This is a genomic window from Yimella lutea, from assembly GCF_006715095.1.
Taxonomy (GTDB): domain Bacteria; phylum Actinomycetota; class Actinomycetes; order Actinomycetales; family Dermatophilaceae; genus Yimella; species Yimella lutea.
In genome coordinates this window covers 454,789-476,290 of sequence record NZ_VFMO01000001.1, presented here as the reverse complement: position 1 = coordinate 476,290, position 21,502 = coordinate 454,789, and the positions used below count along the sequence as shown (strand labels likewise).

The following is a 21,502-nucleotide window of genomic DNA, read 5'->3' as shown; positions in this document are numbered from 1 at the left end:
TCACACGCTTCGGCCGGCTACCCTTGTGCAGTGGCCCAGAGGATGACGAAGAAGCGCGACACGCTCTCCGTCCTCGATCTTTTCGCCGGCGCGGGCGGGCTCACCGAAGGGCTCCATCGGTCGTCCTCTGCGTTCGAGACCGTCAGAGCAGTCGAGTCCGACGTCCTGGCTGCCGCCACGTTCGACGCGAATCACGGAGCCGGTGTCACCTATGCGGGACGCATCGAGGACTGGCTCAAGGAGGACACGGTCCCTTCGGTCGACCTGCTGGTGGGCGGTCCACCGTGCCAAGGCTTCTCACAACTCAACCGCTCGAAGGTCGGCATCGAACGCAACGACCTCTGGAAGAGCTACGCAGAAACCGTCGTCCGTGCCCAGCCGAAATGGTTCGTCCTGGAGAACGTCCCTGCCTTCCTCAAATCGGCAGAGTTCGCCGAGTTGCAGAAGGCCTCCGAACCTGGTGGGTGGCTGGCCGACTGGCGCTTCAAGGCGTGGGTGCTGATGGCTGCGGACTTCGGCGCTGCACAACTGCGACGCCGAGCCGTTGTCATCGGGCACCACCGCGATCTCCCCGAACCGGCGTGGCCGGTCCCCACACACGTCGGCTCGCACAAACCGTTGAAGAAGGTACTACTGGGCGTGGCCGAGACGGTCACCCGCCAAGATTTCCCTGATCGACAGACCGAGGTGGACGGGCGCCTTGTCCCCGGCACATTCGAGACCCACGAGCTTCATGTGACCCGTCATTACGAGCCGCGGTCACTGGACCGCTTCGCCCACATACCTGAGGGCGGCAACCGACACAATCTGCCCTGGGCACTTCAGACTCCGGGATGGCGCAACCACACGACCGGATCGGGCGACGTCATGGGTCGACTTCTGTGGGACAAGCCGTCGGTGACCATCCGCACCGAGTTCTTCAAGCCGGAGAAGGGTCGATACCTGCACCCGACGGAACCCCGCGCGATCACACACTTCGAGGCGGCTCGCATCCAGGGATTCCCCGACGACTACAAGTGGGTCGGCGGCAAGACGCACATCGCACGCCAGATCGGGAACGCGGTGCCGATTCCGCTGGGTGTCGCGATCGGCAAGGCCATCGCGCGTGCCGCATCCGAGTCCGCCTGACCTCAATCCCACACACTATTCATGATGCTGGAGATCTTCGGCTGCGTGGTCGTCCTTCTAGCTGCCATCGGGGCCGCGTGGTTCACGAATCGCGTTCGGACTGGGCGTCTTTCAGCAAATGTGACCCGCTTGGGTGCCCTGCTGTGCGGTGCCGGACTCGTGGCGATGATCGTCAGCGACTTCCCGCTGACCGCCAACCGATTCTGGGCCGACCACTCCGTCCTGGCCGCGATGCTGTCGTCCGCGCTGCTTGTCGGAGCTGTCTACCTCGCCTACGAGTACCGAGAGCTCGAACGTCAGGCCGAACTGGCGCGTGGGCTCTCCGGCACCGGGCTGGCCGGAGTCGTCGACCACATGGTCGACCTCGAACTGGCGCTGGTCCTGGCCGTCAGCCCTCGCCCAGCCCGACCATCTTGAGCCCGAACACTGGTCGGCCTGGTCGCAGGACGGAAAGCCGCTCAGATGGCTTCGCAACGGTCGGGAAGCAATTCTCGACGGCGACCGCGACCCCCGCCTCCGCAGTACACGGGCCCGGGACGACGGTCGAAGCGTGGGCACCGGAGCTGGTCGATCAAGCGATCCGCCGCTTGTTCGCCGCTATCCGAGATTGGGGTCCGCTCATCAAAGCATCCGAGGACGGCACCACTGTTCTCATCATGTTGTCGGACATTCGCGTCGCGCTGATGGACCTTTCAGCGGACCTCGTCCCTGGAAGCGGCATAGCACTGAGCACTGCTTCTCAAATCGATGAAATACGTTCGCGGACGCGGGTTTTCGCAGTGTGCTTCGAACAGTGGAGCGGAGCTCGCACCCTTCGATCCGAGTTGCTCACGACACACGCTCCGCTCCCCGACCGAGCACCTTCGTTCCCACGGTTCAACAAGACTCTGGACGAGCGGCTCGATCTGGCGGCGAGAACGCTGGGATGGGAGAACAAGTGATCACGGTCGAGGACGTCGCCGCATTCGCTCGGGCTGCGCACGCAGGTCAGACGGACAAGTTGGGTCGCGACTATTGCGAGGAACACCTCGCGCCCATCGCCGCCAAGCTTGCTGACGTGGGTCCGGAGGCCGAGATCGCCGCATGGCTGCACGACGTCCTGGAGGACACCTCGGTCACCGTCGATCAGCTACGCGAATTGGGTGTTCCTGAAACCGTTGTCGCTGCAGTGGTCTCGGTCAGCAAGCGCGAGGGTGAGCCGTACGACGCCTTGATCGCACGAGCCGCGGCAGACCCACTCGGTCGACTGGTGAAGCTTGCTGCGGACAACGAACGCAACCTCGAGTCGAATGACGAACGGGCGCGGCGTGATCCTGACCTTGCACGACGCCTCCGTACGAAGTACGAGCATGCTCGAACGCAGCTCCTTGCGACGGGTCAACACGGCCTCGACTGACTCACGCCTCGGAGCTGCCCGCTCCCACGGGCTGCCCGCCGGGTGATTCCCGCGAAACGCGCACATGAATGTGGACTTCGCGGCATAGTCGAAGCCGCCGGACATCGGCATCGGCATGGTGACACCGAACAATCCGGAGGCACGATGCTCAACAGAGGGCAGGGAACCGACTATACGGGCTCATCACAAACCAGGGTGTAGCTGAGGTCTGAAGCCGCCGGTTTCGAGGAGGGATCGGGCGATGTAGTGGGCGAGGTTGCGGAAGCCGAGGGCCGACCCGCGTAGGTGCTCGAGGCGACCGTTGATCGCCTCCGTTGGTCCGTTGCTGGTGCCAGGCCGGTCGAAGTAGGCCAGCACGTCGGCGGACCGCTTGGTCAGGGTGCGGCCAAGGGTGGTGATCTCGGTCAAGGCCTTGGGCACACCGGTACTGATCGAATCGATGAGGGCGGTCATGAGCTTCTTGCCGGTGGCACGGTCGCGGTGCCGGTAGGCCGCGATCATCCGCTGGTAGATGCCCCAGGTGCACTCAACTTCCACATGCTCCTCGACCGCGAACAACGCGGTGAGGCGGTCCTGCTGCCGGTCGGTGAGCAGGTCCGCTCCGGTATGCAGCGTGCGCCGCGCACGGTACAAAGGGTCACCGGCCCGACCCCGGTGGCCGTGCAGCTCGTGCTGGACCCGGCGCCGGCACTTGTCCAGGGCGTCACCGGCTAACCGGACGACATGAAACGGGTCCATCACCGTGGTCGCGTCCGGGAGTTCTTCGGTAGCAGCAGTTTTGAAGCCGGTGAACCCATCCATCGCGACGACCTGCACCGTCTCACGCCACGCTGGGTCACGGTCGGCGAGCCAAGTCTTGAACACGGCCTTGGATCGGCCGGGAACCATGTCTAACAACCGTGCTGGCCCGGTGCCGTCCTGGATCGGGGTCAGATCGATGATCACCGTGACGTACTTGTCGCCGTGCCGAGTGTGGCGCCAGACGTGTTCATCGACCCCGATCGCGGTGACACCTTCGAACCGGGCCGGGTCGTTGATCAACACCCGGTACCCCTCGGCGAGGACCGCGTCATTCGCGGTGTTCCAGGCAACGCCGAGTCCTTCAGCGACCCGGGCGACGGTCAGGTGCTGACACACGATCGCGGCAAGTGCCCACGCCATCGCACGCCGCGACAAGGTGGCTCGCGGTTCGGCCGCGAGGCTGGTGTCTTGGCGCCACACATGCCCACACTCGGTGCACCGGTACCGCCGTACCGTGACCAGCAGTGTCGTTGGTCGCCACCCGAACGGTTCGTGGGCCAACCGGCGGACCACGCTGCCCCGCGGGGTCCCTTCGCAGCCGCACCGGTGACACCACCGGTCATCCTCAACGACCCGGCACGTCAGCACCGCCCGGCCTGGTTCAAGACGTTGACCCGTCGCGAGGAGACCAAGCTCATCCAGGCGGCAGAACGTAGTCAGGTCAGGCGTCGTGAAGGTAGCGTTGTGCACGTCGAGGTCTTCCAGATGAGTTGCGTCAGAACTCTCATCATCGGGAGACCTCGACCCTCACCCCCGGACCGACGCGCCAGGAACTCCTACACCCTCATCTGTGATGAGCCACTATACGACAGACCCCGACCGCGAGGACCACGGCGACCTCACGGGCCTGAGGGCACTGGCTCTGAAGAACGGTAAGGTTCAGCCCGTAGACATCGCGGAGCTGGACGCCGAGTCGCTCACGCGCTATCTGCGTTCACGGGGAGGAAAGAACCCGTTTTGCCGAAGGAGTGGTTCACACGCTCTTGGGGCACGGGCCTGGCGCCTAGATCGGCGAGACCAGGAGCAGTGACGATGCTGTACTCGAACCTGGCGATGACTGTCCGGCAATGATTCGAAGTTCTGAACAACACGGCTGGTGCCCGGTAAGAGGTCCCCGGGGGGACCTCAGATGTCGACTTCATCTCCGGGGGTGCACCGCTTCCGACTTCTCAACCCTGCTCCGCGGCACGTGACGGCCCGTTCACCAGTAGGTCGAAATCCTCGAACAGCAGTTCATCCCTGGTCTGATGCCCGCTGGCAAAGGCACGCAGAGATACCTCGCGACTAGCTTCGAAAGTCCGGTCCGCGTAGAGAACTTCAGGCTGACGGCATGTCGGACAGAATCGGTAAACGAGGAACGGTGTCAGGTCGACGAACCGTGAACCTGTCGCAAGGTAGATCGTCTCAGCTGCCAGTGGCGCGTCGACCTCCAGTTCAACGGGTCGAAAATCCGGATGGTCGCCCATCATCCGACCCGCGCGAACCACGAAGTGTCCCGTGCGACGCGAGTACTGGGAACTCTCGATCAACAGAAGGTCGGCGGTCGCCAGCGGCCCCAATGAGTCCATCAACCCTGCGAGGTGAGGTTCCAGCTCTGCCAGCCGAAGTGCCGCATCTCCCTTGTTCCGAGGCTGCCCGCCATGCGCACTCCTGTTCCGCTCCTCAAGGATGCTCCGCGCATGAGCGGTGAAGGATCCGTCACGCAAGGCCGAGGAGAATCTCCTCGCGAAGGGATCAGTTGACGAGGCCGCCATGTCGACGAACCTGTCGATGAGCGGCAACCAAACCCCGAAGGTCACCCCCGTTCTCCGATAGCGCCCGAGCAGATCCTTAATGTCCTTCGGTGCGAGTGATTCGTCATTGAGCCAGACCGCAGCGATGATGCCGGTGACGGTGGTTGTTGTCTCGGCGCAATCCAGTAGCCGGGAGTACTGCTCGAGTGGGCTCGCCGTCGAACCGAGATGACGCGCCGCCCTTGCGATCGGGAACGGAAGACTTTCCGACCGACGGTTCCAGCCGTCGGAAATTTCGCGCGAAGAACCGATCGGTGTGACGGAAGCAGGCAACAGATCAGAGACGCTAGGGGCAAGCGTCCAACTCTTGAACGAGGGCTCGTCAATGCTGCGATTCAGCGGAGCATATCCGTATCGCGCTTGCGCCGCGTCGGGCTGATCTGGTGAAGGCGCGCTGGCTTCACCCCCTGCCGTTTGTCGCGGCACGACCCGTGGCCCCGGGATTTCGGCAGCCACGTCGCCAAGATAGGAAGCCGAACGACGCTTCGCCCTACGAGAACGGGAAATCTTGCGCACGACGGCTACCGGTAGTCCGAAGAGCACAGGGGTGAAGAAGAACCCGAAAATGATGCTTCCGACGGTTTGCTCGGCTGACCCTTCGGTGGGCGTCATGATGACGAGCACCCAGAGCGGAATGCAAGCCACGGTGAGCCACCAGACCCAGTCACGTGCAAGTGGCTTGTCGTACAGCCCCAAGTAACGGTTCGGCTCCCTGTTCATGATGCTCCAAGTGTGCGAGTGCGGCGTCCTCACAGCTTCCCATGCGATTGGTACAACGAGCCCTCAGTAGCGAATGAGCGGGGTTTCAGCCGGGCAGAACGGCCCACCCGATATGTGGTGGCCGGCCGTCCACGTCCACCGCGTTGCCTGCCTGTCTCCTCGACGAACCCATCCGTGCCGAGCACCTTCCGATGGAAGTTCGCAGGGTCAAGAGGCGTCCCCCCACACCGCTTCGTACACGCCACGCAGTTTACTCATCGTGAACTCACTCGGCAGGAACGACGTTGCCAACGTTGTGTATTCGAGCTTCCCGCGGGCACGCTCTAATCCATCTCGCAAGATGTTCTTGTGGTCGAACGCCAGCCGACGACCGAGGGCTTCTTCCACCGGCACCGACTCCGCTGCGTCTGCGTCGGTGCCGGCGATCGTTTCCGGTAGGTCGGCCAAGAGTGCCAGGTGCGCGATCGCGATGATCCGCATCGAGTGCTCGGTGTCGCGCATCGGCACGGAGTAGGTGGCGAGTTGCTCGAGTCGGACGTCGCGCCGCTTGAGTCCGACTTCCTCCTCGAGTTCGCGGTATGCGGCTTCCTCTGCTGATTCGCCATCGAAAAGGAAACCTCCCGGCAGCGACCACGTACCCGGGCTGACTTTGTCTTGCGTCGGACGAGGGCGACGTGGAGCTCCCCGTCGCGCAGCGTGAAGGCGACGACGTCGGCGGCGATCCATGCAGTGAGGCGGTCTGACATTAACGACGCGACCGACATCGGCAACCAGGCCGCCGCCGCCGTCAGCGCAGCCAACGCGTACGCCCACAGGCTGCTTGGAACGCGGTCACGGTGAACCCGTTGCGGGAGCGGCCTCACGGCAACCCGTCGGAGCCCTCAATGCGATCAATAACGGGCTCAACTCGACGGCCGGCGCCACGTCGCGCCGCTCCCACGGGATCCTGCGGGCCGCTCAGCTCGCGGCTCGGCTCTGGGCTTCCGCAACCTCACGAACTACATCGCCAGGAGCCTGCTCGAAGCAGGAGGATTCAGACCACACCTACACCCTCAAATGCGATGAGCCCAATAAACTATAGCCACTCGTTATCGAGATCGTTCTTCGGCGAAACCTGGTCCACGAAGTCTTCGATGAGGTCGCGCTTGTTGCGCAGGCTCGGGCTGGCGTCGACCGCGCGGCTGATCTCGGCGCGGATCTCCTTATCGTCCCCATCGCCGTGCTGGTCTCGGTACTTCTGACGAGCATCAGGATGTAGTCGACGTTGATCTCGACCTGCTTGATCAGTTCGATCTCGAAGACGACGTGGTGGACGATCGACTCCTTCTCGGCGACAACGCCGTCGACTACTTCGAACTCGACCCGGGTCGCCTACGCACCCGCTCTCGACGACCGCGGGTTGGCCCTGTACCGCGAGCGTCTCGACGGCGTGCGCAGCAGGCTCGGCAAGCGTCCGACCAGCGTCTTCGACACCGAGCACCGGCATGAGTGGTTTGGAGCGAGCGGAACGAGCAACGCTTGGCGGTGCTCGACCAAGACGTCGAAGCCATCGTGCGCACCCACCTGCGCGACGGCAAGGTGGCGGCCTGGTATGAAGACGTCGCGCAGGCGTTCGACGAGATCGGCCGGATGGACCTGGCCATCGAATGGGCCTGGCGTGCAAACGAGTTCGACTGCGGGCAGCAGAACCAGAAGGCGGGGAATTACTGGTGCAGGTTGCTTGCTGAGCACCGTCCGCAGGAACTGCTGCCGGCCCGCTTGACGATGTTTCGCCGGTGGCCTTCGTCGAGCACCGCCGCAGCGCTTCACCTGGACGCCGGCCAAGCGTGGCAGGAGCATGCGGACGAGGTGTCGTTCCTTCTTTCTTCGCGACCCCGGGACGCCGTGCTATTCGTGTTGCTCACGCTCGAGGACGCGCAGACGGCGTGGCGCACTGCTCATGAACCCGGACTGACCGACGGTGACGTCTGGGACGAACTCATCAAGGCCTACGCGAAACTCGACCCGCTCGCCGTGCTCTCGGTGCATCGGCGCCTCGTCCAAGGCGAACTCGTGGCGGCGGGTGCCGAGCACTACCGCCGAGCCGCACGCCGGCTCGCCACGATGCGGAAGCTTGCTGCCGGCACCAACAAGGAAGCGTACGTCGACGAGTTCATCCGCGACCCGCGCGCAGCACACAAGCGACGTCCGCGTCTGGAGGCGATGGCAAGACCGTGCGCAGCGCGCTGCCCAACAGGTTGCTCCCGGACAAGGTCGAGGCTGCCCGCTTCGCCAAGTCGAGCCGTCCGACCAGCTAGTGGCGCACTGCGTTCGAACGTCAAGAACGCGGAGCCGGTATCGGCGTGCGGGCGGTGCTTCGGCGCGGAGTGTCAGCAGCCCGTCGTATGGTCACCCCGTGATGTGGATGAGCGGCTTGGCCCGATGAGGCCCGGGAGTATCGACCGGCCCGCGACTCTGCATCCGGTCCTCACCGTGCAAGAGTGTTATTCGAGAGCCGGCGCGACTTCGGTGACGCACCTGATCGTCGGTCACGAAGAGCACGGGGTCACTCGGCTCGCCCGCGAGTTGAGCACGACTCCGTCGCTGCGAAGCGCACCGGTCATCCGGGTGCCGGACGGGATCGGCACCGACCTCGTTGGTCTGGTCGCCCGCGCCTCCGTCCATGTGCACGTCACCGATCGCCTGTTCGGTCACACTGCCGCGCAGACAGCGTCCACGCTCATTGCGCTGGGCCGGTCCACGTCGATGAGTGTCACCTTGCACGACTTGCCGCAGCCTTCGGACGGCCCGGATCGTCACCGACAACGGGCGTCGGCATACGCCGACATCCTGGCCGTCAGCCGCGGGGTCGCCCTCAGCTCACATCATGAGTCCACTCTGCTGGACGCGGTGCTGAAGCTGACCGACCGCCGGAGTCTGAGGGCAGTTCCGCGGGCTGTCATACCCCTGCCGATCGAGAGTCCCCGCCGGTATGTCAGCCCCGCCGAGGTCGGCGGCACACACCGCGATCTTGCAGTGTTCGGTTTCCTGTATCCGCGCAAGGGCCATGCCCAGGCGCTTCGTGCCCTCAGCGAACTCCCCGCGGATGTGGGACTCATCGCCCTCGGACGACCATCGCCGGGCCATGGTCATCTGGTCGAGGAACTACAGCGCCAATCGCACCGACGCAACCGACGATTCACGGTCACCGGTTACATCCCGGACGACCGGCTCCAGGAGGTGCTAGCTCGGGTTGCGGTGCCGGTCGCGCCGCATCAGCACCTGTCTGCGTCCGGCTCCATCAACTCCTGGCTTACAGCCGGTCGACGACCGCTGGTTCCTCGTTCGCGGTACGTCGAGGAACTCGACGCCCGCTGTCCCGACGTGCTGACGATCTACGACGATCTCGCCGCCGCCGCCCGACACGCACTCGACCACCCCGAGTCGACGACGCTGAGACCCGGCGTCCCGCTCGGCCCGTCGCTCGACGACGTCGGCGCTCTCTACGCGAAGGCCTTGGCCTCATGGCACCACTGACGGCTGTCGTCGTCCCGTTCTTCGACCAGCAAAGCCAACTCGACCTGCTGCTGACAGCCTTGGAACTCCAGTCCATCGGCCCCGATGCGTTCGAGGTGGTCGTGGCCGACGACGGTTCGCCCGCTCGTGCGGTACTGGGCGACCGACCGTACGCGACACGTGCGGTGCGCCAGGAGAATCTGGGATTTCGCGCATCGGCCGCACGGGACTTGGCTGCTCGGGCGACGGATGCCGAGGTGATCTGCTTCCTGGATTGCGACACCGTTCCCGAACCCGACTACTTACGTACGATGACTGACGTCATCCGTCAGGGCGATGAACGTTGCGGAGTCGTCGCCGTGGGACGCAGACGCCACGCCGACCTCACCGGGTGGGAGCCGGCCCGGTTGCATGCCTGGTTGCGCGGTGATGGTGCCCCACCGACGCCACTGACCGAACCAGCCTGGCTGCGTGAGGGTTATCGTGCGACCGATAACCTGCGACACGCCGACGACCGCTCCTACCGCTTCATCATTTCCGCCGTCCTGGGAATGACCCGTCGAACCTACCGACGTGCCGGCGGATTCGACCCCGGTTTCGTCGGTTACGGCGGTGAAGACTGGGACCTCGCGAACAGATGTTGGCTGAGCGGTTGCGACCTGCGGCACGTCCCGGACGCCGTGGCCTGGCACGACGGACCCGACTTCGCCGACCGAAGCACCGAACACACCGCCGTCAAGGACCGCGAAACGCTTCAACTCGCGCGTGTCCTCACCGACCCGATGGCTCGCGGATCAGGATTCATGTGGCCCTACCCGGCAACCGTCGTCCGGGTGCATGGACACCACGACATCGGCCCGCTGGCCGCGTCGTGTTCGAGTTGGCTGGCCGGTGGCGACGTCGCGCTCTGGTTCGTCGATCATCCACGGGTGCCGACCCAACTTCCGCCCGACCCCCGGCTGCACCACGGAGCACCGTCGAACCAGGTGTTGCAGCGCTGCCGATACCAGGTCGATGTGTATGCACCGCTCGCGCTGTCCGCCCCGCTCCCTCGCCTCATCCCGGACGGCGGGCTCGACGTCCGAATCGGCAATGAGATCGTGGCGAGGGTGCGGCACACCCGCATGATCAATCGCGGTGCGGGCAACGCACCGGCGGCGGTTGTCGACGGCCGGCTGCTGGACGACAGCGTCACCCTCGAGTCGCGGTGGGGTGGCTGGGACAAGTAGCAGATCGCACCCTCGTCCGGGCGCACCTCAGGTATGCGTCTGGCTGACGTCGTGCCCGGTGACCACACTCGCGGTGTCGGCGAATTGAACGCGGCCGGCGGCCAATCGCAGGACTGGACCCGGCGAGGATGGGTCGGTGACCACGCTCCTATGGCTGCGCCGAGACCTGCGCCGCAACGACCTGCCGGCCCTGCTCAGTGCCCACGAAGCAACGGCCGACGACGTGGCTGCCGTGTTCGTTGTCGACCCCACGCTGTGGGGAGGCGCTGGCGACGTCCGACGGGCTTGGCTTGCCGCCTCGGTCAAGGCCGCCGTCGCGAGCTTCGACGGACACCTCGCGTTGCTGCACGGCGACCCACGCGAGGTGATCCCCCAGGTTGCCGAGCGCATCGGCGCAACCTCGGTGCACGTCACCCGCGAGACCACACCGTACGGCGCCCGCCGCGATCGCGATGTCGCAGAAGTGCTGCGGCGCAACGGTATCGAGTGGGTCGAGGCCGGCACGCCGTACGCGATCGGTCCGGGGATCATCCGGAACAAGAGCGGTGACGGGTTCAAGGTGTTCACGCCGTTCACGCGAACCTGGCGCGAACACAGCACCTCCGACCCGGCGCCGGAGGTCGAGCCGAACTGGCGCGACGTCCGCAATGACGCTGCTGCGACGAAGGCCGTCGACGACGCCCTGAAGGCCGCTCCCACCCTGCCTGACGCGGGTGAAGACGCTGCGCTGGATCGTTGGAAAGAGTTCTTACACAACGGAATCGACGACTATGCCGACACTCGCGATCGGCCGAGCATCGCCGGCACGTCCTTCCTCAGCCCCTACCTCAAGGTCGGTGCCATCCACCCGCGCACCCTGCTGGCCGACCTGCGCGGTCGCAGCGGCGAGGGCGTCGACACCTTCATCACCGAACTCGCCTGGCGCGAGTTCTACGCCGACGTGCTGCTGCGCGAACCGTCCAGTGCGTGGCACGACCTGACCACCTCGCTGCGCGGCATGGAGTACGACCCGCCCGGCGACGGCGTCCGGGCCTGGCAGGAAGGCAGCACCGGCTTCCCGTTCGTCGACGCCGGGATGCGGCAACTGGCCGAGACCGGGTGGATGCACAACCGCGTCCGCATGGTCACCGCTAGCTTCCTGACCAAACACCTGCACGTGTGGTGGACGGTCGGCGCGCGCCACTTCCTCGACCACCTGATCGACGGCGACCTCGCCTCCAACAACCATGGCTGGCAGTGGGTCGCGGGCACCGGCACGGACGCGTCCCCCTACTTCCGGGTGTTCAACCCGGTCACCCAGGGCATCAAGTTCGACCCGGACGGCGACTACGTGCGCCGCTGGATCCCCGAGTTGCGACACCTCGACGGCAAGGCCGCGCACGAACCCTGGAAGCACGACGACGGCTACGCTCACGGCTATCCCGAGCGGATCGTCGATCACGCGGAGGAACGCGAAGAGGCGCTGCGTCGGTACGACAGGGCCCGCGGGCGTAGGTAATCGCGAGAACGGCTTCCTTCGGCGAACAGCCACCTCGACCCTTCCCATCCGAAGGTGACCTGTGTCCTGTGTCCCACATCGATGGAAGCGCTTACAGACCGGAGGAAGCGGACGTCGCGATCGCCCGGGTCGGTGCTCCCTTCGACGAGCGGTCCGATCTGTTCCTCGAGGCGTGGTTCCACCAGGGCTCGCTCGACTTCCCACCCGGGTTCGTGGTGCGCATGCAGCGGATCGCCGATCAGTGCCCGCTGATTCTCGATGTCACCCTCGACCGGCCGGTGATCCTGACACCACTCGTCGACGTGGCGTCGGCGTTGACCGCGTCGTACGCCACCACCGGTAGGGTCTCGATCGCGCTCGGTCGGTAACCCTTCCTCACTACGCGACCGGCGTCTTGCACTAGTCCTCAGCGATGACGCGCCGACGTCGTCGCAGTGCCCTGACGAGGTCCCGTTGACGTCGTGTGTCGAACCCGATCGCACCGTCCGCGATCTCCTCCTCGATTCGTTCGGTGACAGCCAGGACCTCATCGACCGTACGGTCGATCGCGCGGCGTGGAAGACCCAGGCGTGCACCGAAGGTATCGAACTGCTTGCGGGACAGTCCATCTCGTCGCCCGCCGATCGACAGTGCCATCGTGTGATCGCCGTACGGCAGCGTCGAGGGAATGTCGTAGATGGGCGCCACGCGCCACTCACTTCCGTGCTGCAGGACGGACATGTTCTTGGCGTGCAAGTCGCCGTTGCCGGTCAGCCAGGCGTACAGCACCTGTTGGAACACCGCCCGAAGGGCCACCGGGCGCGCGGCGCAGGTAGGCGAAGGTGTTGACGGCGCCGTCCCGGGTCAGGGTGGCGGCCCGACGACCGGCCTTGTAGACGTCCGCGACCTTCACGTCGCGTGGGTCGAGGCGGTTCACTACCGGCGCTCGCTCAGCGTGAGTTCCAGGCCGAGGGCGTTCGCGAGGGCGGTGAGTTTGTCGAGGCGCACCGTCGGTTTGTCGGCCTCGACCTCACGCACGAAGCGTTCGGAGACCCCTGACAGATCAGCGATCTCAGCCTGGACGAGGCCGAGTTCGCGTCGACGTTCTCGGATGGTGCTGCCGATCGACATTCGGGTCCCCACTTCCGTACCGGCATGATCGTGCCGCTTCAAGCACGATGTCAGCCATGCGAGGCTCTGGTCAAGACCGATCGGCACGATCATGCCGATGACGTCTCGGAAAGGGCTCGGTGGTGAGCCTTCCATCTCCGAACCGGCACGATCCTGCCTCTCATCGGACGCAGTCGTACCGCGTGGCGTGGGCCGCCGACCTTTCCATATTGGGATTCGACTCCCAACAATCACCGCGATCGTACGCACACGAACCGACGTGACTCGAGCGATCGATCTGGTTGACTCGGGAACATGGGCGGATCCAACCAATCTGACATCGACGCGCTCGTGAAGCAGATCATCGCCGGACGCGACCCGTCCGAACTCCTGGAGGACCTGCGTCGAGGGCGCATCCTCGACTCGCTGCGCACCGGCAGCTTCCAGCAACACTTCAACAAACCGGTCGCGGTCGCCGCGCCGCTGGATGAGCCGTTGCTGCTGACGATCAAGGTCGAACTCGAGGACTCCGAACCGCTCATCTGGCGGCGGTTGCAGGTGCGCACGGACATGGCGCTCGACGCGTTCCACGACGTGCTGCAGGACGCGATGGGGTGGTCGAACAGCCACCTGCATCGGTTCCACATTCCCGGCGATCGGAACTACTTCCTCAACGAGTTCGACGTCGGTGAGGGCGAGAGTGGGACGCCGGAGACCGACGTCCGGCTCGACCAGATTCTGCGCGCCAAAGGCGACGGACTGAACTACGAGTACGACCTCGGTGACGGGTGGGAACACCGGATCGTCGTGGAGCAGGTACGGACGGCGACTCCCGACGACAAGGTCGCGAACTGCGTTGCGGGAGGACGAAGTTGCCCGCCCGAGGACGTCGGTGGGATCGGGTTCTTCAACGACCTGGCAGCAGAGTTGCGGCGGGTGAAGGACCCGCAGTTGCTGAGCGGCGAGTTCGAGGACCTCGCGCACTGGTTGCCGCCGGACTACGACCCGGATGACTTCAGCGTCGAGGATGCGAACCTCGCCCTGTCGATGTCGGGAACGGGTGGCGCCTCAGCGATCCTCGATGTCGCGGTTGACGGGGTGCAGCGTGCGCCCGAGTTCGAAGCGCTGGTCGGCCGGTGTCCGCGGCATCTCATCGGTGAACTCATCCTGCTCAGCGGCGAAGCCTTGCGGGCAGCGCCGGCCACGGACGTGGAGTTGCGGGAGCAGTTGCGTCCGTTCCAGACGATGCTCGACCTGGCCGATCCGGACGGCATTCCGTTGACCAAAGCGGGCTGGCTCGCGCCAGATGCGTGCGAACACGTCTGGAACGAGAGCGGATTGAACTGGGGCTATGGCAAGGGCAACCGCGAGCAGCACACGCCTGAAGTGAGCCAGCTGCGTCGTGATTGTGTCGCCCTGAAGCTGCTGCGCAAGCACCGCGAGCGGCTCCTGCTCACGCCGCTCGGACGGAAGGCCGGTGCGGATGCAGGGGTTCTGTCGTCGGTCGTTGCCGGGTCGTTGCTCCGGGGTGAAACCGAGATGGATCGGGATGCGAACGTTCTTGCATTGTTGCTGCTTGCGGCTGGTCGGCCGTTCGAGAGACGTGACGACTTCGAGGACCAGGTGGCGAACTTGCTCACGGAGATCGGTTGGCGGACAGGGGATTACGCCGAGGCGCCCGTGCATCGGCACGAACTGCGGCTGTATCGCATCGAGCGGATCGTTGCCGGCGATCCGAACGCTGCTTTTCGTTGGACGGGCCCGGTCGGATCCGCGGGTGCGCGGCAGCTCGCGAAGAAGGCGCTCTGGCCGGACGCGTGATGGGGTTTCGTCGATTGTCACCGGGTTTCGGAGCATGCAACCTCGTACCTCGGCTGCACGGCTCAACCAGCGAAAATCCTGGGACTCAACCAGCGTGAGGTGCGCTGGGGGTCAGTAGAGGGGGTCGCGGAGGACGGGGCAGGTCATGCAGCGTCCGCCGCCGCGTCCGCGTCCGAGTTCGCCGGCGCTGATCGTGATGACCTCGATGCCCGCGTTCGCGAGCGCCTTGTTGGTGGCGGTATTGCGGTCGTAACCCATGACGACACCGGGTTCGAGGGCCAACAGGTTTGCGCCGTCGTCCCACTGTTCGCGTTGTACGCCGAACGGGTCGCCGTCGGTCGCGACCGTGCGCAACTTCGTGCCGAGGGCCTTGCCCACCGTCTCGACGAAGGACGTGTCGGCGCGGTGCACGTCGAGGCCGGACGGCGCGTTCGGGTCGGGACGCAGCGTGATCGGGACAATGCGGTCGGTGATGGGCGCGAACGCGGTCACGACGTCCTCGGAACAGAACGTGAACACGGTGTCGAGGTGCATCGCAGCACGCAGCTTCGGCAACGCGGCAACGATCACCTGCGCAGCAGCGCCCGCGTCGAAGAGCGTGTGCGCGACCTGGGTGATCGCCTGCTGCGAGGTGCGCTCCCCCATGCCGATGAGCACAACGCCGTTACCGACGGGCATCACGTCACCGCCCTCGAGCGTCGCGAGTCCGCGGAACAGGTTGCGCCCGTCCGGATCACCGAACCAGTACGTCAGATCCTGATCGGCGAACGCCGGATGGAACCGGTACACCGCCGTCGTCAGCAAAGTTTCCTGTTGTCGGACAGGCCAATACATCGGGTTCAGCGTGACACCGCCGTAGATCCACGACGTGTTGTCGCGCATGAACAACGTGTTCGGCAACGGCGGGATGAAGAACCCCATCTGGTCGAGGTCGCGGGCCACCTGCAGCAGCGGACTCGACAGATCGTCCGGCACGTCTCGGTACGACACCCCTCCGACGAGGTACTCCGTCAATTCTGCAGCGGGCAACGAGTCGAGCCAACTGCGCAGGTCGTCGGTGAATGCCGCCCCGACCCGGTCGTCGGTCACCTTGCGGTCGAGCACCCATGCGCGGGCTACAGGTTGGTCGAGGATGTCGGTCAGCAGATCGAGCAGGTCGAGCACCTCGATGCCACGCGATTCCATCTTCGCCACGAAGTCGGCGTGGTCCCGCTGCGCCTTCTCGACCCAGATGACCTCGTCGAACAACAGGTCCGCGCACGTGTCAGGGGTGAGGCGCAGGTGCGCCAGGCTCGGACGACAGACCAGGACGCGGCGCAGGCGTCCGGCCTCGGAATGGACTCCGACTTCAGGCATTCGTCGATCGTCTCATTCCGGAGTGCGCCGATCAGTTGTTCAGCCCGCTGCCCTTGTAATAGAACCGGCCCGCTCCGCGGACGGCCCAGTAATAGGTGGACGCGATCGCGCGGCACGTCGCGCCCTTGCCGGCGGCGGCGCACGCGTTGTTCATCCGGGTGCGGAACGCGGTGTCGCAGGTCAGGCGGTTGGTGCGGCTGCCCGCGCTGTAGCACGCGTCGTGGCGGGTGCACGCGTAGTGGAAGTTCGCCCCACCCGGCGGGTTCTCGGGGACGAGGCGTCCGATCCAGTTGTTGGGTCCGCACTGGAACTCGCCCGCTGCGTAGACGTAGGTAGCGGTGGGTGCGGCCTGCGCTTCCGGGACCGTCGTCAGGGAGACACCGGCCGCCATCGCGACCCCGCTCATCACTGTCAAGAATTTGCGACCCGCCATGTCCGCCCCGTTTCGTCGAAGTGTGAAGCTCCAACGTTGCATGCGGGCGGGCCGGTGGGAATGGGTGAGTGCGTTTCTTTGCGAAGTTCTTACTCGGACGCGCGCGGTCGGGCGGGCGTCGAACGTCAGCCTGGTTTCGGCGCGTGGACTACTTCTTCTTGGCCGCCTTCTTGCTGGTCGCCTTCGTGATCGGCTTCTCAGTGACCTTGCCCAACTTGTTCACCTCACCTGCGTGGTCGGGGACGTAGGTCTGGGAGGTACGGGGCGGGCGGGTGTAGCCGACAGGTGCGGGGCGCTCCGGGATCGACGGCACCTTCACCTTCACGTACTCCCACGGAATCATCGACAGCAGGTGCGCGATCACGTTGATGCGGGACGCGCGCTTGTCCTCGGATTCGACCACGTACCAAGGCGATTGCGAGCGGTCGGTGGCAGCGAACATCTGGTCCTTGGCCTGTGAGTAGGCCTCCCAGCGGGTGATCGACTCGAGGTCCATCGGGGACAGCTTCCACTGCCGCATCGGGTCGCTGTGACGCGACTTGAAGCGCGCCTCCTGCTCAACGTCCGACACCGAGAACCAGTACTTCAACAGGATGATGCCGTCGTCGATCAGCATCTGCTCGAAGATCGGCGCCTGCACCAGGAAGCGCTCGTACTGCTCCTCCGTACAGAACCCCATCACATGCTCTACGCCGGCGCGGTTGTACCAGGAGCGGTCGAAGATGACGATCTCGCCGGCGGCCGGCAGGTGCTGGATGTAGCGCTGGAAGTACCACTGCGTCTTCTCGCGGTCGGACGGTGCGGGCAGCGCGGAGACGCGAGCAACGCGCGGGCTGAGGTACTCGGTGATGCGCTTGATCGCCGAACCCTTGCCGGCTGCGTCCCGGCCCTCAAAGATGACGACGACACGGGCACCGGTCTCCTTGACCCACTCCTGCATCGCCACCAGCTGAGCCTGGAGTCGCTCCAACTCCTCTTCGTAGAGGTCCTTGTCCATGCGGACCATGCCGCTCGCAGTCTTCTTGGCCATGTTCCGATCGTGCCATTGCGGCCCGCTGTCTGTTGCCAATTGGGCCGACCGGTGAGTGGCATCCGTCTCACCATGTGCGCGTCCGGCACCGATTCGATTGCGGAGACGGCCGATCGCAGAGGACGAGTCAGCACACGGGCGGTGCCGTTCAGCGCGAAAGATACTCAGCCGCGCACTCCCCAACCCCGGAGTGGGAAGCGCGACGGCTGAGGTCTTTGTGGCCCGCCTCAGGCGAGGTCGAGCTTGGCGTTCTCGCCGTCGTCCGGACGCTGCTTGGTGACCGCGCCCTTGACCATGCCGAACAGCTGCGCGGGCTTGCTGGGCGAATCCCAGAACTCACCGCCGGTGACGTTCACCCGGATCAACGCGACCTCAGGGCTCTCCGGCTCCCGCTGGAACCAGGCCTGCGCGAACGGGTTCCACAGCTCCTTCTTCTTCGTGACGTCGTCGACCAGTTCGCCTGTGCCACTGGCCGATACCCACGACGTGCCGCTGACGAACGCGATGTTCACCTGCGGGTGCATGGCGAGCTGGTCGATCTTCGGGGAGTCGGCGAACGCCATGAACCACAGCGTCCCGTCGTCGTCCACCTTCTGCACCGCCATCGGACGGCTGATGATCGTGCCGTCGGCGTCGACCGAGGTGAACATGCAGGTGCGCTCGTCCTTGACCATCTCGACGAACGTCGGGACGTCGTGCGCCGGTCCCTGCGCGGGGTCGGGCCTCCGACACGCCAATTAAGGGGAACGCAATGATCAAGAAGGACGAACCGGACGCAAGTGCCTGCCCGCAGACGTACGTGGAGCCCTGGCGCTAGAGAAATGGACGTAATGACGACCGGCTCCCTTCACTACGGCTGTAGTCAAGGGAACCGGTCGTTATTGGGTGCGGCTCTTCGCAGGCGCGGTCAGCGCAGGATGCCGTTGCCGACCTTGCGTCCCCACCAGCGTCCGAGTCCGAGCTTGTCGCCGGAGAACGTGTAGGCGACCACCAGGAGTCCGAGTGCCTCGAGCCAGTGGCTGTCGAAGACCGGGTTCGTGAAGCCCTTGCCGGACTGGCCGATCGGGAACTCTGCGAGGTACATGAGGAAGAGCAGCAGCGTGCCCGACCAGGCGGCGAGCTTCAGGCCCGCGCCGAAGAGCATCGCGATGCCGATACCGGCGAGGCCGGCCATGAACAGCCAGTCGGACCACGTGCCGGCGATGTTCTTGAAGAAGTCGCCGAACGGGCCCTCCGCGTTCTTCATGAATCCCTGCGCCGGCTTGCCGCCGTTGACCCAGGCGCGTGCTTCGGGCGTCGCGTAACCGAGGCCGAACAGCTTGTCCAGGAACGGCCACAGGAAGAAGAAGCCGAGGATGATCCGCAGGATGCTCAGCAGCCAGCGAGCGATCGGGGATCGGACGACGTCCTCCTGGAACGTCACCGCGCGGTCGGTTGCGTCGTGGTCGCGACGCCCTGCGCGGTCGTGTCCTTCGTCAACTCCGCGGTCTGTCGTGTTGCTCATGGCCAACATCCCTCCCACGGGGTGGTGGGCGATCCGGGGCGGTTCGCCCTACCTACTATAAATGGTAGTACTACGCCGCGTAAGTGGCCAATCCATTGCCTCGGTGCGTCGTGTCGGTGTCGGACGAGCGAAGTTCGAGGCGGCGTGTCGGCCGTTGCCCGGAGGGTGTCAGTGCCGAGCAATACGATCCAGATGCAGAGCCCTTCAAGGGGGGCCACGATCAAGGGGGACACGTGAAGCGACGCATGCTGGGAGCAACGGCCGCGGCGGTGCTGGTGCTGAGTGGTTGCAACGGTGGTTCGAACGACGCCGCGACGAAGTCATCGCCGGCAAGTTCGGCGAGCGCGACCGGGTCGAGCACCTCGAGCGCCTCGACGACGACCGGGTCGCCGAGGCCTACGTCATCCTCCGCCTTGACCTCCTTGGCCTCGCCGAGCTCGTCCGCATCGTCGACGCCCAGCAGCACATCCGGTGGGCGTACCGAGATCGTCGGCATCAACCCACGTACGACCTCGGGCACCCTCGCACCCGGATGGACGACGCGCCGCGACTCGATGGGCTGCGGCGGCTACACAGACCCGTCAGGTTTCGCGATCGCCGACGGCATCTTCCACTGCGGCTCGAACGCACAGGGCCTGAACGCCTGCTGGCCACTGAGCGATGGAACGTCCGCATGTCTGCACTCCGCGTTCAACCGTGAGCTGGCGCTGATCGACACTCCGGACGGCAGTGCGGTGAAAGCACCGGCATCGGCCTCTCCGTTCGCCGTCCAGTTGAGTGACGGCGTGCGCTGTGAGGTGGTCAGCCATGCGCACCACCCGCCGCGCCCGGACCAGCGGTTGTCCTGGTACTCCTGCGCCGACGGCCGCGGCTTGTTCGCGCGTTCCAGCGCAGACCCGCTCCCGAGCAGCTTCGACCGAAGCGCAGCGGCGTGGACTGCCGATGCAGCAACCGGCAACGGCGCGATGAAGAAGGTCTCGATCCGCAAGGCGTGGTTTGCCACCGCGACGAAGGTGTCCGCCGCCTCGTCCCCGGCCGCCTCTGGCCTCGACCAGGTCGGCACTGCGAACGCGTTCCTGCGTGCGATCGGAGCGAAGAACGAGACCAAGGCCGCTCAGTACGGAACGCCCGCGGCGATTCGTGGCACCGACAGCGGCGGGATCGAGAACGTCGTCTACGACACGTGCACGCCGAAGGGCGGCACCCCGTGGACGTGCGTGGCCGAAGTGGGCGAGAACCACACCGACAACGTCTGGTACGCGACCTTGACCGTTACCAAGCAGAGCGGTCGGTGGATGGTCACCGGCTACCGGCCGTGGGACACCTGCGAAACCACGCCTATCGAGAGCTGCGTTCCGAGCTGATCTCGGTGACAGCGCTCGCGGCGAGGTTGTGCCAGCGCCACGGTTTGTCGATCAACGCATGACCGCCGCCGGGCACCTCGGTGTAGGTCGCGTCTGCCCCTAGTGCCTGGAGCCGTTCGACGAACCGGCGCGCTTTCGCGGGCGAGCAGACGGTGTCGTTCTCACCGTGGATGACTCGAACGATTTTCTCGCGCAACGGTTCTGCGTGTTCGTCGTCGGCCACCCAGGGCGCAAGGGCGACGCTGCCGATCACCGACTTCTCGCGTCCGGCGCGGATCGCCGCCCACCCCCCGCTGGAGTGACCCAGCAGCACGATCGGCAGGTCGTACTCGGCATGCAACCGGCGGACGAGTTCACGGGCCTGGACGACTCCGCTCCCGGACTGCGCCACCCAGCCACCGTGCGTGTTGTGCACCAGCACCGGGGCGACCCGGCCCCTCGACACCCGCCGGACGGCCGACGCGAAGGGGAGCATCCGTAGGTAGGAGATGTCGCGAAAACGCTTGGGCTGCAACTCCGTTGCGCGCCCGCCGTGGAGCAGGAGTGCGATGGCTCGGGTGCGTCCGGTGACGCGAACGCGTCCCTGGCGGACCGCATCCATCGCGTCGTCGAGGTCGATGTCGTCCGGCATTGTCCGACTATCGCAGGCCGGCGACGCCGACCCGCGATGCGGACCCCTTCGTCGCGACCAACCGAGCGCGGGTCGGCTTCGTCGGTCCAGCTTGGCCTTGTCTGCGCTCGACAGGCCCGCCCGGGACGTCGTCTCACGCATGATGGACGCGGCTGCGTCCGCCGCCGTGGTGCGCTCGGAAGACGTGTTCTCGCCGGTCCGCGATGAATGTCTT

General features: G+C 65.5%; 22 protein-coding genes and 1 pseudogene. 9 read left to right on the top strand and 14 right to left on the bottom strand.

Annotated elements, in window-relative coordinates; translation table 11 throughout:
• The first annotated feature begins 30 nt into the window (after positions 1-30).
• The 3 genes from FB459_RS02250 (at position 31) to FB459_RS02235 (ending at position 2,524) form a co-directional block, all read left to right on the top strand.
• Positions 31-1,128, top strand: a complete 1,098-nt coding sequence (locus FB459_RS02250) for a DNA cytosine methyltransferase (protein WP_246092288.1) — start codon at positions 31-33, stop codon at positions 1,126-1,128.
• Between the two features lie 129 nt (positions 1,129-1,257).
• Entirely contained in the window at positions 1,258-1,545 is a 288-nt protein-coding gene (locus FB459_RS02240; protein WP_141927314.1) for a hypothetical protein, read from the top strand.
• A gap of 508 nt (positions 1,546-2,053) precedes the next feature.
• Positions 2,054-2,524: a hypothetical protein gene (locus FB459_RS02235; RefSeq protein ID WP_141927313.1), complete on the top strand. Its 471-nt coding sequence runs from the start codon at positions 2,054-2,056 to the stop codon at positions 2,522-2,524.
• Between the two features lie 183 nt (positions 2,525-2,707).
• On the opposite strand, the gene FB459_RS02230 is transcribed toward FB459_RS02235, so the two are convergent.
• From FB459_RS02230 to FB459_RS02215, 5 genes and pseudogenes are all read right to left on the bottom strand, one after another.
• A complete protein-coding gene (locus FB459_RS02230; RefSeq protein WP_141927312.1) occupies positions 2,708-4,015 on the bottom strand; it encodes an ISL3 family transposase in 1,308 nt (435 codons plus the stop codon).
• Between the two features lie 479 nt (positions 4,016-4,494).
• Positions 4,495-5,838, bottom strand: coding sequence for a hypothetical protein (locus FB459_RS02225; RefSeq protein WP_141927311.1), 1,344 nt, complete (start codon positions 5,836-5,838; stop codon positions 4,495-4,497).
• A gap of 29 nt (positions 5,839-5,867) precedes the next feature.
• Positions 5,868-6,023 carry a hypothetical protein gene (locus FB459_RS18170; RefSeq protein WP_425472274.1) on the bottom strand — a complete coding sequence of 52 codons (156 nt, stop codon included), beginning with the start codon at positions 6,021-6,023 and terminating at the stop codon, positions 5,868-5,870.
• 22 nt (positions 6,024-6,045) lie between these two features.
• The gene (locus FB459_RS02220; RefSeq protein ID WP_246092286.1) at positions 6,046-6,564 is read right to left on the bottom strand and encodes an NUDIX hydrolase; all 519 of its coding nucleotides are present in this window, start codon (positions 6,562-6,564) and stop codon (positions 6,046-6,048) included.
• Between the two features lie 349 nt (positions 6,565-6,913).
• Positions 6,914-7,158, bottom strand: a pseudogene (locus tag FB459_RS02215) (type I restriction endonuclease subunit R, EcoR124 family); the annotation flags it as partial.
• A gap of 204 nt (positions 7,159-7,362) precedes the next feature.
• Between FB459_RS02215 and FB459_RS02210 the strand changes: the two are divergent.
• The 4 genes from FB459_RS02210 (at position 7,363) to FB459_RS02195 (ending at position 12,428) form a co-directional block, all read left to right on the top strand.
• Positions 7,363-9,354 (top strand): glycosyltransferase family protein, encoded by a 1,992-nt coding sequence (locus tag FB459_RS02210; RefSeq protein ID WP_141927310.1) that lies wholly within the window; start codon positions 7,363-7,365, stop codon positions 9,352-9,354.
• Entirely contained in the window at positions 9,342-10,562 is a 1,221-nt protein-coding gene (locus FB459_RS02205; RefSeq protein WP_141927309.1) for a glycosyltransferase, read from the top strand. The genes FB459_RS02210 and FB459_RS02205 overlap by 13 nt, the downstream gene beginning before the upstream one ends.
• Before the next feature lie 136 nt (positions 10,563-10,698).
• Positions 10,699-12,060 (top strand): cryptochrome/photolyase family protein, encoded by a 1,362-nt coding sequence (locus tag FB459_RS02200; RefSeq protein WP_141927308.1) that lies wholly within the window; start codon positions 10,699-10,701, stop codon positions 12,058-12,060.
• Positions 12,061-12,128: 68 nt separating this feature from the next.
• The gene (locus FB459_RS02195; protein ID WP_342771009.1) at positions 12,129-12,428 is read left to right on the top strand and encodes a hypothetical protein; all 300 of its coding nucleotides are present in this window, start codon (positions 12,129-12,131) and stop codon (positions 12,426-12,428) included.
• A gap of 31 nt (positions 12,429-12,459) precedes the next feature.
• Here the strand turns inward: FB459_RS02195 and FB459_RS02190 are convergent, their stop codons facing one another.
• Both FB459_RS02190 and FB459_RS02185 read right to left on the bottom strand, forming a co-directional pair.
• A complete protein-coding gene (locus tag FB459_RS02190) occupies positions 12,460-12,855 on the bottom strand; it encodes a HipA domain-containing protein (RefSeq protein WP_141927307.1) in 396 nt (131 codons plus the stop codon).
• A 120-nt stretch (positions 12,856-12,975) separates the two neighbouring features.
• On the bottom strand, positions 12,976-13,170 hold the full coding sequence (locus tag FB459_RS02185) for a helix-turn-helix transcriptional regulator (RefSeq protein WP_141927306.1): 195 nt from the start codon (positions 13,168-13,170) through the stop codon (positions 12,976-12,978).
• A gap of 294 nt (positions 13,171-13,464) precedes the next feature.
• Here FB459_RS02185 and FB459_RS02180 point away from each other — a divergent pair, with 294 nt between their 5' ends.
• The gene (locus FB459_RS02180; protein WP_141927305.1) at positions 13,465-14,970 is read left to right on the top strand and encodes a plasmid pRiA4b ORF-3 family protein; all 1,506 of its coding nucleotides are present in this window, start codon (positions 13,465-13,467) and stop codon (positions 14,968-14,970) included.
• Between the two features lie 111 nt (positions 14,971-15,081).
• Here FB459_RS02180 and FB459_RS02175 read toward each other — a convergent pair whose 3' ends face one another.
• From FB459_RS02175 to FB459_RS02150, 6 genes are all read right to left on the bottom strand, one after another.
• The gene (locus tag FB459_RS02175; protein ID WP_129626596.1) at positions 15,082-16,326 is read right to left on the bottom strand and encodes an arginine deiminase; all 1,245 of its coding nucleotides are present in this window, start codon (positions 16,324-16,326) and stop codon (positions 15,082-15,084) included.
• A 31-nt stretch (positions 16,327-16,357) separates the two neighbouring features.
• The gene (locus tag FB459_RS02170; RefSeq protein WP_170221650.1) at positions 16,358-16,759 is read right to left on the bottom strand and encodes a phospholipase A2; all 402 of its coding nucleotides are present in this window, start codon (positions 16,757-16,759) and stop codon (positions 16,358-16,360) included.
• Between the two features lie 148 nt (positions 16,760-16,907).
• Positions 16,908-17,789: a polyphosphate kinase 2 gene (gene ppk2 / locus FB459_RS02165; RefSeq protein WP_141927304.1), complete on the bottom strand. Its 882-nt coding sequence runs from the start codon at positions 17,787-17,789 to the stop codon at positions 16,908-16,910.
• Positions 17,790-18,016: 227 nt separating this feature from the next.
• Positions 18,017-18,526 (bottom strand): pyridoxamine 5'-phosphate oxidase family protein, encoded by a 510-nt coding sequence (locus FB459_RS02160; protein WP_141927303.1) that lies wholly within the window; start codon positions 18,524-18,526, stop codon positions 18,017-18,019.
• Between the two features lie 170 nt (positions 18,527-18,696).
• Positions 18,697-19,293 (bottom strand): DoxX family protein, encoded by a 597-nt coding sequence (locus FB459_RS02155; protein WP_239702772.1) that lies wholly within the window; start codon positions 19,291-19,293, stop codon positions 18,697-18,699.
• Positions 19,294-19,513: 220 nt separating this feature from the next.
• Positions 19,514-19,813, bottom strand: coding sequence for a hypothetical protein (locus FB459_RS02150; protein ID WP_129627748.1), 300 nt, complete (start codon positions 19,811-19,813; stop codon positions 19,514-19,516).
• 34 nt (positions 19,814-19,847) lie between these two features.
• Here FB459_RS02150 and FB459_RS02145 point away from each other — a divergent pair, with 34 nt between their 5' ends.
• Entirely contained in the window at positions 19,848-20,657 is an 810-nt protein-coding gene (locus FB459_RS02145; protein WP_129627745.1) for a hypothetical protein, read from the top strand.
• Here the strand turns inward: FB459_RS02145 and FB459_RS02140 are convergent.
• The gene (locus FB459_RS02140; protein ID WP_141927302.1) at positions 20,632-21,288 is read right to left on the bottom strand and encodes an alpha/beta hydrolase family protein; all 657 of its coding nucleotides are present in this window, start codon (positions 21,286-21,288) and stop codon (positions 20,632-20,634) included. The two genes, FB459_RS02145 and FB459_RS02140, sit on opposite strands and share 26 nt — an antisense overlap.
• Positions 21,289-21,502 lie beyond the last annotated feature (214 nt).